12 protein-coding genes are annotated in these 14,374 nt (G+C 66.1%); all 12 read left to right on the top strand.

Features of this window, described 5'->3' with window-relative positions:
- The first annotated feature begins 101 nt into the window (after positions 1-101).
- The 12 genes from KFE19_01605 (at position 102) to KFE19_01550 (ending at position 14,344) form a co-directional block, all read left to right on the top strand.
- Entirely contained in the window at positions 102-1,085 is a 984-nt protein-coding gene (locus KFE19_01605; protein QUO38246.1) for an S-layer homology domain-containing protein, read from the top strand.
- 219 nt (positions 1,086-1,304) lie between these two features.
- The gene (locus KFE19_01600) at positions 1,305-2,360 is read left to right on the top strand and encodes a D-alanine--D-alanine ligase (GenBank protein QUO38245.1); all 1,056 of its coding nucleotides are present in this window, start codon (positions 1,305-1,307) and stop codon (positions 2,358-2,360) included.
- Between the two features lie 4 nt (positions 2,361-2,364).
- Positions 2,365-3,738: a UDP-N-acetylmuramoyl-tripeptide--D-alanyl-D-alanine ligase gene (locus KFE19_01595; protein QUO38244.1), complete on the top strand. Its 1,374-nt coding sequence runs from the start codon at positions 2,365-2,367 to the stop codon at positions 3,736-3,738.
- Positions 3,731-5,632: an ABC-F family ATP-binding cassette domain-containing protein gene (locus KFE19_01590; GenBank protein QUO38243.1), complete on the top strand. Its 1,902-nt coding sequence runs from the start codon at positions 3,731-3,733 to the stop codon at positions 5,630-5,632. The genes KFE19_01595 and KFE19_01590 overlap by 8 nt, the downstream gene beginning before the upstream one ends.
- Positions 5,613-6,440, top strand: a complete 828-nt coding sequence (locus KFE19_01585; protein ID QUO38242.1) for a YdcF family protein — start codon at positions 5,613-5,615, stop codon at positions 6,438-6,440. Before KFE19_01590 ends, KFE19_01585 begins: the two co-directional genes overlap by 20 nt.
- A 24-nt stretch (positions 6,441-6,464) precedes the next feature.
- Positions 6,465-6,956: a flavodoxin family protein gene (locus KFE19_01580; GenBank protein ID QUO38241.1), complete on the top strand. Its 492-nt coding sequence runs from the start codon at positions 6,465-6,467 to the stop codon at positions 6,954-6,956.
- Between the two features lie 41 nt (positions 6,957-6,997).
- On the top strand, positions 6,998-8,065 hold the full coding sequence (prfA, locus tag KFE19_01575; protein QUO38240.1) for a peptide chain release factor 1: 1,068 nt from the start codon (positions 6,998-7,000) through the stop codon (positions 8,063-8,065).
- Between the two features lie 63 nt (positions 8,066-8,128).
- Complete coding sequence (locus KFE19_01570; protein QUO38239.1) at positions 8,129-9,799, top strand: threonylcarbamoyl-AMP synthase; 1,671 nt, start codon at positions 8,129-8,131, stop codon at positions 9,797-9,799.
- Positions 9,786-11,192 carry an aminopeptidase gene (locus KFE19_01565; GenBank protein QUO38238.1) on the top strand — a complete coding sequence of 469 codons (1,407 nt, stop codon included), beginning with the start codon at positions 9,786-9,788 and terminating at the stop codon, positions 11,190-11,192. Before KFE19_01570 ends, KFE19_01565 begins: the two co-directional genes overlap by 14 nt.
- 215 nt (positions 11,193-11,407) lie before the next feature.
- Positions 11,408-11,848, top strand: coding sequence for an ACT domain-containing protein (locus KFE19_01560; GenBank protein ID QUO38237.1), 441 nt, complete (start codon positions 11,408-11,410; stop codon positions 11,846-11,848).
- A gap of 18 nt (positions 11,849-11,866) precedes the next feature.
- Entirely contained in the window at positions 11,867-13,060 is a 1,194-nt protein-coding gene (locus tag KFE19_01555; GenBank protein QUO38236.1) for a homoserine dehydrogenase, read from the top strand.
- Positions 13,061-13,132: 72 nt separating this feature from the next.
- Positions 13,133-14,344: an aspartate kinase gene (locus KFE19_01550; GenBank protein ID QUO38235.1), complete on the top strand. Its 1,212-nt coding sequence runs from the start codon at positions 13,133-13,135 to the stop codon at positions 14,342-14,344.
- Positions 14,345-14,374 lie beyond the last annotated feature (30 nt).

Here is a 14,374-nt window from a genome sequence, read left to right as displayed (position 1 = left end):
AAACGGAGGCCGGGGATGACCCCGGCCTCCGCGCATATTTCGAAGCCTCTGGGCGGAGACTAGTCCTGTCACGATTTTATGGACAGGAGGTTCGATCAGCTTTGAAACACAATCTGCTCAAACGCATCCCCGTACTGGCCCTGGCGGCGGCGCTGACCCTGACGGTGGGGACCCAGGCTCTGTTCGGTCTGGGCAAAAAGGACACGCAGCCCCAGGAGGGGGCGCCGGAGGTCCGGGATCTGGAGATCGCCACCTACCGGGATATCCCCTATGAGGCCCAGTTCCTGGCCTCCGGCGGAGAGGGAGAGACCCTGACCTTCGCCGTGGCGGACCAGCCCCGAAAGGGCACCGTGGTGGTGGAGGGGGACCGCTTCACCTACGCCCCCGATGAGGGTGTCACCGGCTCCGACAGCTTCACCTACACCGCCGCCGACGCCCAGGGCCGGGTCTCCGCCCCGGCCACGGTGACCGTGGAGATCCAAAAGCCCCGCTCCGGCGTCACCTACGCCGACACCGCCGGCACCGCCGCGGCGGCGGCCGCCCAGGACCTGGCGGAGGCTGGGATCTTCACCGGCGTGAAGATCGGGGACCAGTACTACTTTGAGCCGGACAAGACCGTCACCCGGGGGGAGTTCCTGGCCATGGTGCTGGAGACCACGGGCCGGAAGGTGACGGCCGTCACCATGACCGGCTTCTCTGACGACGACGCCATCCCCACCTGGGCCAAGGCCTACGCCGCCGCCGGCGTGGCGGAGGGCATCGTCCAGGGCGTGTCCACAGCGGACGGCGCCGCCTTCCGGGGGGAGGACCCCATCACCTTCAACGAGGCCGCCACGGTCCTCAACCGCGCGCTTGACGTGGCGGATGTGGAGCTGGACGTGTGGTACGCGGACCGGGAGGCGGTGCCCTCCTGGGCGGCCCAGGCGGTGGGCAACATGGAGGCTGTCAGTGTTCTCTCCGCCGGCAGCTTCGGCAGCGACGGCCTGGACAGCGCCGTCACCCGGGCGGACGCGGCACAGATGCTCTCCGCCGCCGCCACGCTGCTGGAGGGAGACTCCTCCGGCCCTCTGGGTTGGCTGGGCTGACCGGAAAATACGCGCAGAAAGGGGCCGCCTTCGGGCGGCCCTTTTTCTGCCTCCCACGTTGGGGAAAGCGACGGACTCCCATGGTCTTCCGCTTGCTGTACTGGCGTTTTTTGCGGTTGTATTCACAGGCGCTTTGTGCTAAACTAAATAGAATTCAAATAGTATAATGCTATCAGTATGGGCTGACGCCCTGCTGCTGCGGAAGGATATGAGAGAGCTATGAAAATTGTTGTGCTGGCCGGTGGCATCTCCACCGAGCGGGAGGTGTCCCTGGTGTCGGGTACCGGTGTGTGCCGGGCTCTGCGGAAAAACGGACACCGGGCCATCCTGGTGGATCTGTTCCTGGGGCTGGAGCAGGTCCCGGCGGATCTGGACACCCTGTTTGACGCGCCGGACGGCCTGTGCGCCGACGTCCGTGTCCGCGCCCAGGCGCCGGACCTGGAGGCAGTGCGCCGCAGCCGCCCGGACCAGAGCCCCAGCCACATCGGCCCCCACGTGCTGGAGGTGTGCGCCGCGGCGGACATCGTGTTCCTGGGCCTCCACGGCATGGACGGGGAGGACGGCCGCATCCAGGCCGCCCTGGACCTGCTGGGCGTGCCCTATACCGGCTCCGGCCATCTGGCCTCCGCTGCTGCCATGGACAAGGCCGTGGCCAAGCGGCTCATGGACGCCGCCGGCATCCCCACGCCCAAGTGGCGCCTGCTGGAGTACGGCCCTGAGGAGGCGGAGAGCCTGGCAGCGGAGCTGCCTATGCCCTGCGTGGTCAAGACCATCGGAGGCGGCTCGTCCCTGGGCGTGTACTTACCGGAGGACCGGGCGCAGCTGCGCACCGCGCTGAACGAGGTGCTGGGCTTCGGCGGAAAGGTCCTGGCGGAGGAGCGGATCTACGGCCGGGAGCTGACCGTGGCCGTGCTGGGCGATCAGTGGCTGCCGGCGGTGGAGACTGTGCCCGCCGGAAAGGAGTTCGACTACGCCGCCAAGTACCAGGCCGGCGCCGCTTTGGAGACCTGTCCTGCCCAGGTGCCGCCGGAGGTCATGGAGGCCGCCGGTGACCTGGCATTGCGGGTGCACCGCTGCCTGGGGCTGGAGGTCTACTCCCGCACTGACATGATTCTGGACGAGAGCGGGAAGCTGTGGGTGCTGGAGGCCAACTCCCTGCCGGGCATGACCCCCACCAGCTTTGTCCCCAAGGAGGCCGCTGCTGTTGGCATCAGCTATGAGCAGCTGTGCCAGCGCATCGTGGACCTGTCCATGCAGATCAAGAGGAGAGGGTGAGCGTATGCAGCCTATGACCGTACAGGAGATCGCCGCCGCCGTGGAGGGCCGGTGGCTCAACCCGGCGCCGCAGGCGCCGCAGGTGCGGGCCGTGTGTACCGACAGCCGGAAGGTCCTCAAGGACAGTCTGTTCCTGCCCTGGGTGGGGGAGCGGTTCGACGGCCACGACTTCATCGACGCCGCGCTGGATGCCGGCGCCGCCGGATGCCTGTGCGCCCGGGTGCCCGAGCGGCTGCGGGCGGATAAGTTTTATATCCAGGTGGCGGATACGCGCCTGGCCCTGCGGGCCCTGGCCTCCGCCTACCGGGACCGGTTCCCCATCCCCTTTGTGCAGATCACCGGCTCCGTGGGAAAGACCACCACCAAGGAGATGATCGCCGCCGTGCTGGGGGCGAAGCTCCGGGTGCTGAAAACGCCGGAGAACTTCAACAACGACATCGGCACCCCCCTGACCCTGCTGGGCCTGACGGCGGAGCATCAGGCGGCGGTGATCGAGACCGGCATGAACCACTTCGGGGAGATCCGGTATCTGGGCGAGATGGTGCGGCCTGACATCGCCGTCATCTCCAACATCGGAGACGCCCACATCGAAAATCTGGGCAGCCGCCAGGGGATCCTGGAGGCCAAGTGCGAGATCTTTGAAAATCTCCGGCCCGGAGGGCTGGCCGTTCTCAATGGAGACGACGCCCTGCTGCGGGGCCTGGAGCTGCCCTTCCGCGTGCTGCGCTGCGGCCAGACCCCGGACTGCGACGTGCGGATCACGGAGATCGCGGACCACGGCGTGGCGGGCATCACCTGCACCGTCACCACTCCCCGGGACCGCTATGCTCTGACCATTCCCGCTCCCGGCGAGCACATGGCCTACTCCGCCTCCATGGCGGTGGCCATTGCCGAGGAGCTGGGGCTGAGCCGGGAGGAGATTGTCCGGGGCGTGGCGTCCTATGAGAGCGCCGGGTCCCGGATGCGGGTGATCCGCCTGCCGGGCAACCGGCTGATCCTGGACGACTGCTACAATGCCAATCCCCAGTCTGTCACCGCGGCACTGGAGATCCTTGCCAAGACCGAGTGTGACCGGAAGGTGGCCGTGCTGGGCGATATGGGCGAGCTGGGGAACCTGACCGCCCAGGCCCACTACAACATGGGGGCTCTCGCGGCCATGCTGGGCATTGACTTTGTGGCCGCCATCGGGGAAAAGGCCGCCAAGATCGCCGACGGCGCCGCCCAGAGCGGCGGCACCACGCTGCATTTCGCTACCAAGGAGGAGGCCGTCCACGAGCTGACGCGCCAGCTGGAGGAGAACACCGCCATGCTGATCAAGGCGTCTCATGCCATGCACTTCGAGAAGCTGGTGGAGCGGCTGCGAAAGACGTATGATTGAGATACAGGTAAACGGCCTGGTCAAGTCCTTTGAGGTGGGCCACAACGTGCTGGACGGCCTGACCTTCCAGATCGACCAGGGCGAGCGGGTGGGCCTGCTGGGCCGCAACGGCGCCGGCAAGACCACCTTGTTCAAGGTCCTCACCGGGGAGCTGGAGAGCGACGAGGGCACCGTCACCATCGGCCAGGGCCGCCGGGTGGGACTGATCTCCCAGATCCCGGTGTATCCGGCCGGCTACACGGTGGAGGATGTGCTGCGCTCCGCCTTTTCCCGGCTGGAGAGCCTGGCGGAGGAGATGCGCTCTCTGGAGCGGCGCATGGCGGCGGGGGAGAGCGATGCGGCCCTCCTGCGGCGCTACGGCGCCCTGGGCGAGCGGTTCGAGGCCTTCGGCGGGTACGATACCGACGTGGCGGTCAACAAGATCGCAAACGGATTGTCCATTCCCGCGCAGATGCGCCAGCAGCTCTTCGACAGCCTCTCCGGCGGGGAAAAGACCCGGGTGAACCTGGGACGGCTGATCCTGGAGGACACGGACATCCTCCTGCTGGACGAGCCCACCAACCACCTGGACCTCCACGCCACCGAGTGGCTGGAGGAGTACATCCGCACCTTCCGGGGCACGGTGGTCACCATCTCCCACGACCGCTATTTTCTCGACCGCACCGTCACCCGGGTCATCGAGATCCAGGACGGCAGAGCGGAGTTTTACAGCGGCAATTACAGCTTTTACGCCGTGGAGAAGGAGCGCCGCTACCAGGAGCGGATGAAGCAGTACGAGAAGGAGCAGGCCAAGATCGCCCAGCTGGAAAAGGCGGCGGAGCAGTTGCGCCTCTGGGCCTTCCAGGGCATGGACAAGACCTACCGCCGGGCCATCTCCATGGAACGGCGCATCGAGCGGATGCGGACCACCTCCAAGCCCACCAAGGCCCGGAAGATGGACGCCCGCTTCAACGCCGCCGAGTTCCACGGCGACGAGGTGCTCTCCATCCGGAACCTCTCCAAGGGCTTCGGGGACAAGCGTCTTTTCGACGGCATCACCCTCCGGGTGGAGGGCGGCGAGCGCATCGGCCTCATCGGGGACAACGGCACCGGCAAGTCCACCCTCATCAAGATGATCGTGGGGGAGCTGTACCCCGACGACGGCCGCATCCGCACCGGCCCCCAGGTGAAGGAGGCGTATCTGCCCCAGGTGGTGGAGTTCGACCACCCGGACTGGAACCTGGTGGAGAACATGATGGCCGCCAAGCGGGGCCTCTCCGCCCAGTCGGCCCGGAACCGGCTGGCGGCCTATGACTTCCGGGGAGAGGATGTGATGAAGCCCGTCTCCGTCCTCTCCGGCGGCGAGCAGAGCCGCCTGCGGCTGTGCATGCTGATGGACGACGAGATCAACTTTTTGATCCTGGACGAGCCCACCAACCATCTGGACATCGACTCCCGGGAGTGGATCGAGGAGGCGGTGGAGGCTTACGACGGCACACTGCTCTTCGTCTCCCACGACCGGTATTTCATCAACCGCTTCGCCACCCGCATCTGGGAGGTCTCCGGCGGCACCATCACCGACTATCCCATGGGCTTTGCCCAATACCGGCAGGTGAAGGCCCAGGAGGAGGCGGAAAAGCAGGAGACGGCAAAGCCTGTAAAGGAAAAGACCGTCACAGAGCGGCCCCAGCGGGGCAACAAGGCCCAGCAGGCCGCCCGGCGGCAGCTGACCATCTGCGAGCGGGACATCGCCAAGGCGGAGGAGCGGATCGCCGCCCTGGAGGCGGACATGGAGGCCGCCGCCTGCGACTATGAGAAGCTGAACGAACTGGTACAAGAGAAAGAGGCGGCTCAGACGGAGCTGGACGCCCTGTACGAAAGGTGGGAGCAGCTCAGTGAGGAGGCAGAGGGATAAAGCCAGACCCCTGTACAGATATGACCGTTACAAGGGCGCCCGGCGCCAGCGGGGCCAGACTGTCCTGACCGCCGCAGTGGTATGCGCCGCGGTGGGGCTCGCCCTGGTGCTGCTGCGCGGCCTGGGTATCCGGTTTTCCGGCTTCCTGCTGCTGGCCTTGGCGGCGGCGCTGACGGCAGGGGAGTATCTCCGGCGCTGGGCCCGCCGGTCCAGAGCCGGCCGGCGGTGCCGGCTGGTCTTCCGGGCCGCCTTGGCGCTGGTGCTGATCCCCCTGGCGCTGATCGAGATCTTTGTGATCCATGAGGGGTGCAAGGCCCCGCCGGAGGAGAGCGCCGGCGCGGTGATCGTCCTGGGCGCCGGGGTCAACGGCACTGAGCCGTCGCTGTCCCTCAAGACCCGGCTGGATGCGGCACTGGACTATCTCACGGCCCACCCGGATATCCCGGCGGTTTTGACCGGCGGCCGGGGTTACGGGGAGGAGATCTCCGAGGCGCAGTGTATGTACGACTACCTGGCGGCCCGGGGCGTGGCGGCGGAGCGGCTCATTCTGGAGGAATCCGCCTCCAATACAGCGGAGAATTTCGCCCTCTCCAGGCCCCTTTTGGAGGAGGCGGGGGTGGACCCGGCCGCGGATACGGTGGCGGTGGTCACCAATGACTTCCACCTGGCCCGGGCGGGGCTTCTGGCCGCCCGGAACGGCTACGGCGACACTGTGGGCGTGGGCGCGGCGCTGCCCTGGGCCCATCTGGAGATCAACTACTACCTGCGGGAGGCCTTCGCCATGGTGAAGAGCTTCCTGCTGGACTGAGCGTTTCATTATGTGGAGGAACCCATGAAAGACATCTTATGTATCTATTACTCCCGGACGGGGAACACCAAGAAGGCCATGGAGGAGATTGCCGAGGCTCTGGACGCGGAGCTGCTGGAACTGCGGGACGGCGTGGACCGCGGCGGCCTGCGGGGCTGGATCCGCTGCGGCCGGGACGCCATGCGCCGGACCACGGAGCCGCTGCTGTCCTTCCAGACCGGGCAGGGACTGCCCAAATACCGGCTGGTGATTTTGGGCACGCCGGTGTGGGCCGGGCGGTGCAGCGCCGTCATGCGGGCGTTTTTGAAGGCCCACGGGAAGAAGCTGCCACAGACGGCCTATGTCATCACCCGCAGCAGCAAGAACAAATACGCGGAAGTCTACCGCCAGATGGACCAGTATGTGCCTGCCGGCCACACGGCAGCGGTATCTCTGCGCAGCGGAGACGTGGGAAGCGCTTTCTGGCAGGAGGAGTTTTTACGTCAGGTCCGGGAGCTGCTGGCGGCGGAGCGGTAGACTGCGCCCTTTTGTGAAATCCACAGGAGAGGAGCGGTCCCATGCTGGAAAAAGTGAAGGCCATTGCCCTGCGCTGTGAGGACCTGGAGGCCCAGCTGGCGGATCCGGCGGTCTACGGCGACGCAGAGAAACTACGGACCGTCACCCGGGAGCTGAAGGAGCTGACGCCGGTGGCGGAGGCCTGGAGGGCTTGGTGCCGGGCGAAGTCCGACCGGGACGGGGCAGAGGAGATGCTTGCCGACCCGGACCTGCGGGAGATGGCAAAAGCGGAGTTCGCTGCCGCCCAGGAGGAGCTGGGGCGGCTGGAGGAGCAGCTGCGGCTTTTGCTGCTGCCGAAGGACCCGGACGACGACCGGGGCGTGCTGCTGGAGATCCGGGCGGGCACCGGCGGGGAGGAGGCGGCTCTGTTCGCCGCGGACCTCCTGCGGATGTACACCATGTATGTCCAGCGCCGGGGCTGGAGCGCGGAGGTCATGAGCCGCAGCGACACAGAGTTGGGCGGCGTCAAGGAGTGCAGTCTGATGATCGAGGGCCAGGGCGCCTGGTCCCGGCTGAAGTTCGAGTCCGGTGTCCACCGGGTCCAGCGGGTGCCGGTGACGGAGAGCAGCGGCCGCATCCAGACCAGCGCCGCCACCGTGGCGGTGCTGCGGGAGGCGGAGGAGGTGGATGTTGCCATCGACCCCAAGGACCTGCAGATCGATACCTACCGCTCCTCCGGCGCCGGAGGCCAGCATGTCAACAAGACCGAGTCTGCCATCCGTATCACCCATCTGCCCACGGGGCTGGTGGTGGAGTGCCAGGACGAGCGGAGCCAGTACAAGAACAAGGACAAGGCCATGAAGGTCCTGCGCTCCCGGCTCTACGACCTGGAGCGGCAGAGGCAGGCCGAGGCCACCGCCGCCGAGCGCCGCAGCCAGGTGGGCAGCGGCGACCGCAGCCAGCGGGTGCGGACCTACAACTTCCCCCAGGGCCGGGTGACGGACCACCGCATCGGACTGACGCTCTACAAACTGGACGCCTTCATGGACGGCGATCTGGAGGAGCTGATCGAGGCCCTGGTCACCGCCGACCGGGCGGAGCGGCTGCAAAGCGGCGCCGGGGTGGAATGAGAACGCGTTGAAAAGACCGGAGGCACGCAGCCGCCGGAGTTCAGAGAGATAGAGGCGAAGCATATGCACACATTGTATTTTGACCTGCGGGACACCAAGGGCCAGCAGAAGGCCATCGACGACAAGATCTACTCCGCGGCGAAGATCCTGCGGGAGGGCGGCCTCCTGGGTATCCCCACGGAGACGGTGTACGGTCTGGGGGCCAACGCCCTGGACGCCGATGCGGTCCGCCGCATCTTCGAGGCAAAGGGCCGTCCCCAGGACAACCCCCTCATCATCCACGTCACCGGCCAGCAGTGGCTGGCCCGCTATTGCAGCGACGTGCCGCCCCTGGCCTATGTGCTGGCCAGGAAGTTCTGGCCCGGCCCGCTGACCATGATCCTCAAGCGCAAGCCCATCATCCCGGATCAGACCACCGCCGGATTGGACACCGTGGGCGTCCGCTGCCCCAACCACCCAGTGACCCTGGCCATCATCCGGGAGGCAGGGGTGCCCATTGCGGCTCCCAGCGCCAACACCTCCGGCCGGCCCAGCTGCACCACCGCACAGGACGTGCTGGAGGATATGGACGGCAAGATCGCCGGCGTGGTGGACGGCGGACCCTGTTCCGTGGGTGTGGAGTCCACGATCCTGGATCTGACCTGCGATCCGCCCCGGCTGCTGCGCCCCGGCGGACTGCCTCTGGAGGAGCTGGAGCGTCTCATCGGCAAGATCGAGGTGGACAAGGCCGTCACCGGCACCCTGGCGGAGGGGGAGAAGCCCCGGGCTCCGGGCATGAAGTACCGTCACTACGCCCCCAAGGCGCCGGTCACCGTGGTCACTGGCAAGCCGGAGAAGTCCGCCCAGGTCATTGCCCAGCGGGTGGGCCCCACCTCCGGCGTCATCTGCTTCGACGAGTACGCTCACCTCTTCCCGGACCAGGTGGTCCAGACACTGGGCGCCTCTGCCGACAAGCTGTCCCAGGCCCAGCGGGTCTTTGACGCTCTGCGCTTCTTCGACGGCTCCGCCGTCACGGAGATCTACGCCCAATGCCCTGACAACCGCGGGCTGGGCCTTGCCATCGGTAACCGGCTGAAAAAGGCCGCCGGCTTCCACGTGCTGGAGGCGGAGGCGGAGCCGGTGGTGCTGGGCCTCACCGGCGGCACCGGCGCCGGCAAGACCAGCGCCCTGCGGGCCCTGGAGTCCCTGGGCGCGGTGACCATTGACTGCGACGCCCTGTATCATCAGATGCTGGATGCGGACCAGGACCTGCGCCAGGAGATCGGCAACGCCTTCCCAGGCGTGTTTGCCGCCGACGGCCGGCTGGACCGCCAGCGCCTGGGCCAGGAGGTCTTTGCCAGCAAGGAGCGGCTGGAGCGGCTCAACGCCATCGTGTTCCGCTATATGGAGCCGGAACTGCGCCAGCGGCTGGCGGACAATGCCGGCGGCCTGGTGGCCATCGACGCCATCAGCCTGCTGGAGGGCGGCCTGGACCGGCTGTGCGACCGGACCATCGCCCTGACGGCGCCGCTGGAGCTGCGGGTCCGGCGGATCATGGCCCGGGACAATATCTCCGAGCAATACGCCCGGCTGCGGATCTCCGCCCAGAAGCCCGACGAATACTACCGGGAGCGGTGCGATCTGGAGCTGAACAACGCCGCCGACAGCGCCGAGGCCTTCGAGGCGGAGGCGAAGCGCTTCTTCGCGCGGCTGATCGAGACCATCAAGGAGGAAAAAGCCCATGGAAAAGAGTGAGTACAAGCAGCTGAAGGAGCAGCTGCTTTCCAAGCGGAAGAACGGCTATGACCGCGCGCCGGAGGCGGAGCGGGCGGCTATGGAGGCATACTGCGCCGATTACAAGGCCTTTCTGGACGCCGGCAAGACCGAGCGGCTGTGCGCCGCGGAGGTGATCCGCCTGGCAGAGCAGGCCGGCTACCGCCCCTATGAGCGGGGCCAGGCCCTGGCCCCCGGCGACAAGGTGTACCGCTGCAACCGGGGCAAGGCGGTGATGCTGGCCCGCATCGGCAAGGCGCCCCTGAGCCAGGGCGTGCAGATCGCCGCGGCCCACATCGACGCCCCCCGTCTGGACCTCAAGCCCAACCCCCTCTATGAGGACGGGGAGCTGGCCTATTTCAAGACCCACTACTACGGCGGTATCCGCAAGTACCAGTGGGTCACCGTGCCCCTGGAGCTCCACGGCGTGGTGGCCCTGGCGGATGGCACCAGTGTCCGCGTCCACATCGGCGCGGACCCCGGCGATCCCCGGCTGGTCATCACAGATCTGCTGCCCCACCTGGGCATGGAGCAGAACAAGAAGCCCCTGGGCGAGGCGGTGCCCGGCGAGACGCTGAACCTGCTGCTGGGCAGCCGCCCCATCGGGGACAGCGAGGAGTCCGGCCGGGTGAAGCTGGCGGTGATGCAGCTGCTCAACGAGAAGTACGGCATCACCGAGGACGACTTCACCTCCGCGGAGCTGGAGGCGGTGCCGGCGGTGACCGCCTGCGACATCGGCCTGGACCGCAGCATGATCGGCGCCTACGGCCACGACGACCGGGTGTGCGGCTACGCCGCCCTGCGGGCCCTGCTGGACCTGGAGGAGACCCCGGCGCGCACTGCCGTGTGCGTCCTGGCGGACAAGGAGGAGATCGGCTCCGACGGCGTGACGGGCATGCAGTCCGCCGCTTTCGACACCTTTATGGAGGACCTGTGCGAGGTCCAGGGCGCGGCCCTGCGCAGCTGCTACGAGGGCTCTTTCTGCCTCAGCGCCGACGTGACCGCCGCCTTCGACCCCAACTTCGCCGAGGTCTTTGAAAAGCGCAACGCCGCCTACCTCAACTACGGCATCGGCCTTTGCAAGTACACCGGCGCCCGGGGCAAGTCCGGGGCCTCCGACGCCGACGCCGAGACCGTGGCCTACGTCCGCGGCCTCTTCGACCGCTCCGGCGTGATCTGGCAGATCGCGGAGCTGGGCAAGGTGGACGCCGGCGGCGGCGGCACCGTGGCTATGTATATGGCCAACCGCAACATCACCACTCTGGACGCCGGCGTTCCGGTGCTGAGCATGCACGCGCCCTTCGAGGTGGTGTCCAAGCTGGACTGCTACGAGACCTACAAGGGGATGGCCGCCGTCTACCGGGCGGAGCGCTGATCACCCCTCAAAGACAGACTGTGGACCTGTGGGAGACTGCCCATTTTCGGGCAGTCTCCCATTTTCCCGGCATTTTGCCCACCATGGACGGACAGAGCCCTGGGGATATTCCCCGTTTTCCCCAAAAGATTTTTCGACGTTTCGGTTGCATCAGCGACAAAAGTATGTTAAGATGGTCGACGTTGGAAGACATTTGACCATGGGAGGCGGACGAAATGGCGAGAGAGATCCGATATTACATCGTGGCGGCAGAGGCCCTGCCGGAGATTTTTGTAAAGGTGGCGGAGGCCAAGCGGATGATGCAGACCGGCGAGGCGGCCACTGTGGGTGCTGCCACCCGGATGGCGGGCATCAGCCGCAGCGCGTTCTACAAGTACAAGGACTCGGTCCAGCCCTTCAACGACATGAAGTCGGAGCATATCATCACCTTCTACGGGATGCTCAAGGACAACACTGGCGTTCTCAGCCGGGTGCTGTCGGTGTTTGCCACCTCCGGTGCCAACATCCTGACCATCAACCAGTCCATTCCCACCAACGGCTGCGCCGCTGTCACCATCTCCGCCGAAACCAGCGGCATGGCCGAGACGCTGGAGCAGCTGCTCTCGGACGTGGCCGCAGTGGAGGGCGTGGTGAAGTTTGAGGTTCTGGCGGGATAAACCGGAAGGAGAACGGCGATGATACAGATTGCGATTATGGGCCTTGGCACCGTGGGAACGGGCGTTGCCAAGGTGGTGGCGGAAAATGCCAAGCAGATCGAGCGGAAGCTGGGAGAGCCCCTTCAGGTCAAGACCATCCTGGTCCGGCATTTCCAGGACGGGCCCTACCGCCAGCTGATGACAGATGATTTCAAGCGTATCGAGGAGGACGACTCCATCCGGGTGGTGGTGGAGACCATCGGCGGTGTGGAGGCGGCCTATGAGTACACCAGGCGGGCATTGAACGCCGGCAAGCACGTGGTCACCGCCAACAAGCAGCTGGTGGCGGAAAAGGGCTCGGAACTGCTGGCGCTGGCCCGGAAGAAAAACGTCAACTACCTCTTCGAGGCCAGCGTGGGCGGCGGCATCCCGGTGCTGCACCCGTTGACCCAGTGTATGGCGGCCAACCGCATCGATGAGATCTACGGCATTTTGAACGGCACCAGCAACTATATCCTCACCCGCATGGTCCGCACCGGTGCCTTTTTCTCCGATGCCCTGCGGGAGGCCCAGGCCAAGGGCTATGCCGAGGCGGACCCCACTGCCGACGTGGAGGGCATCGATGCCGGCCGCAAGATCTGCATTCTGGCGGACCTGGCCTTCGGCAGCCAGGTGGATCCTGCTGCAGTGCCTATGGAGGGTATCTCCAAGCTGTCCCTGCGGGATGTGCGCATCGCCCAGCGGGCCGGCTACCGGGTGAAGCTTCTGGGCCGGTGCCTGCGGCTGCCGGGCGGCGGACGTACCGCCTATGTGGCGCCCCACTTGATTCCGGAGGAGCACCCCCTGGCCAATGTGGAGGATGTGTACAACGCCGTGGTGGTCAAGGGCAATGCCACCGGCGAGGTCATGTTCTACGGCCGCGGTGCCGGAGAACTGCCCACCGCCTCCGCCTGCGTGGCGGACGTGATGGAGGCCCTCCAGGCCAGTCCCCGCCGGGAGGAGATCGGCTGGGAGGCCGATCCCGCCGGGTTCCGCGACCCCATGGAGCTCCACACCCGGTACTATTTCCGCATCGAGGGCAGCCTCACCGACGCTGCCATGGCCTTCGGTCAGGTGGAGGTTCTCAGTGAGGACGGCGAGACCGCCTTCCTGACGGATTCCGTCAGCGGCGAGGACGCCGCCCGCCGGGCCAAGTCCCTGAACGTGCTGGCCTGCATGCGGGTGCTGGGCTGATTCCCAAACCGCCGCCGGGTGTGTATACTGGTGTAGCGGCGGCAAACAATTTCAGGTAAAAGAGGAAACGCTATGAGCTTGATCGTACAGAAATTCGGCGGCAGCAGCGTGAAGGATGCCCAGCGCATCCGGAACGTGGCCGGCATCATCGCAGAAACTTACCTCAAGGGCAACGATGTGATCGTGGTCCTTTCCGCCCAGGGCGATACCACCGATGATCTCATTGCCAAGGCGGAGGAGATCAACCCCAACGCCTCCAAGCGGGAGATGGATATGCTGCTGTCCACCGGCGAGCAGATCTCCGTGGCCCTGTGCGCCATGGCGCTGGAGTCCATGGGGCTGCCCTGCGTGTCTCTGGCGGCGTGGCAGGTGGGGATCCAGTCCACTTCCGTCCACTCCGATGCCCGCATCAAGAAGATCGATTCCGAGCGCATCCAGTCGGAGCTGGACCAGCACCGGATCGTGCTGGTGACCGGGTTCCAGGGCGTGGACCGCAACGGTGACGTCACCACCCTGGGCCGCGGCGGATCCGATACCAGCGCCGTGGCGCTGGCGGCGGCCTTCCGGGCGGATTTGTGCCAGATCTATACCGACGTGGACGGCGTCTACACCACCGATCCCCGCATCGTTCCCAACGCCCGCAAGCTGGACGAGATCACCTATGACGAGATGCTGGAGCTGGCCAGCCAGGGCGCCCAGGTCCTCCACAACCGCAGCGTGGAGCTGGCCAAGAAGTTCAGAGTGAATTTGGAAGTCGTATCCAGCCTGGAGCGCAAGCCGGGTACGAAAGTGAAGGAGGTCACCAAAGTGGAAAAAACCAATATCGCCGGTGTCGCCAAGGACACCAGCATCGCCCGCGTGGCGCTGATCGGACTGCAGCACAACCCCGGCGTCGCCTTCCAGGTCTTTGACCTTTTGAGCAAGCACAACATCAACGTGGACGTCATTTTGCAGTCCATCGGCCGGGAGGAGACCAAGGACATCACCTTCACCGTACATAAGAAGGACCTGGCCGAGGCCGAGCAGATCCTGGGCGAGCACAAGGAAGCTCTGCGCTTCGACCACATTGAGACCGACGAGCAGATCGGCAAGGTCTCCATCGTGGGCGCCGGGCTCATGAGCAACTGCGGCGTGGCCGCCAAGATGTTTGAGGCCCTGTACGAGGCGGGCATCAACATCCAGATGATCAACACCTCCGAGATCCGGGTCTCCGTGCTGCTGGACGAGGAGGATGTGAACAAGGCCGTCAAGGCCATCCACGCCAAGTTCTTTGACGAGATCTGAGGACCGGCGTCTGCCGATCCGGAGGACCGG

Origin of the sequence: Dysosmobacter sp. Marseille-Q4140 (assembly GCA_018228705.1) — a bacterium.
Taxonomy (GTDB): domain Bacteria; phylum Bacillota; class Clostridia; order Oscillospirales; family Oscillospiraceae; genus Oscillibacter.
Note: the sequence above shows the minus strand (reverse complement) of the source record. Positions and strands in the feature narration are given on the sequence as shown.

Bases quoted from the DNA above. Each gene is read 5' to 3' on its own strand.
- KFE19_01600 (QUO38245.1), top strand. From the start codon at position 1,305: ATGAAAATTGTTGTGCTGGCCGGTGGCATCTCCACCGAGCGGGAGGTG.
- KFE19_01595 (QUO38244.1), top strand. From the start codon at position 2,365: ATGCAGCCTATGACCGTACAGGAGATCGCCGCCGCCGTGGAGGGCCGG.
- KFE19_01590 (QUO38243.1), top strand. From the start codon at position 3,731: ATGATTGAGATACAGGTAAACGGCCTGGTCAAGTCCTTTGAGGTGGGC.
- KFE19_01580 (QUO38241.1), top strand. From the start codon at position 6,465: ATGAAAGACATCTTATGTATCTATTACTCCCGGACGGGGAACACCAAG.
- prfA (QUO38240.1), top strand. From the start codon at position 6,998: ATGCTGGAAAAAGTGAAGGCCATTGCCCTGCGCTGTGAGGACCTGGAG.
- KFE19_01570 (QUO38239.1), top strand. From the start codon at position 8,129: ATGCACACATTGTATTTTGACCTGCGGGACACCAAGGGCCAGCAGAAG.
- KFE19_01565 (QUO38238.1), top strand. From the start codon at position 9,786: ATGGAAAAGAGTGAGTACAAGCAGCTGAAGGAGCAGCTGCTTTCCAAG.
- KFE19_01560 (QUO38237.1), top strand. From the start codon at position 11,408: ATGGCGAGAGAGATCCGATATTACATCGTGGCGGCAGAGGCCCTGCCG.
- KFE19_01555 (QUO38236.1), top strand. From the start codon at position 11,867: ATGATACAGATTGCGATTATGGGCCTTGGCACCGTGGGAACGGGCGTT.
- KFE19_01550 (QUO38235.1), top strand. From the start codon at position 13,133: ATGAGCTTGATCGTACAGAAATTCGGCGGCAGCAGCGTGAAGGATGCC.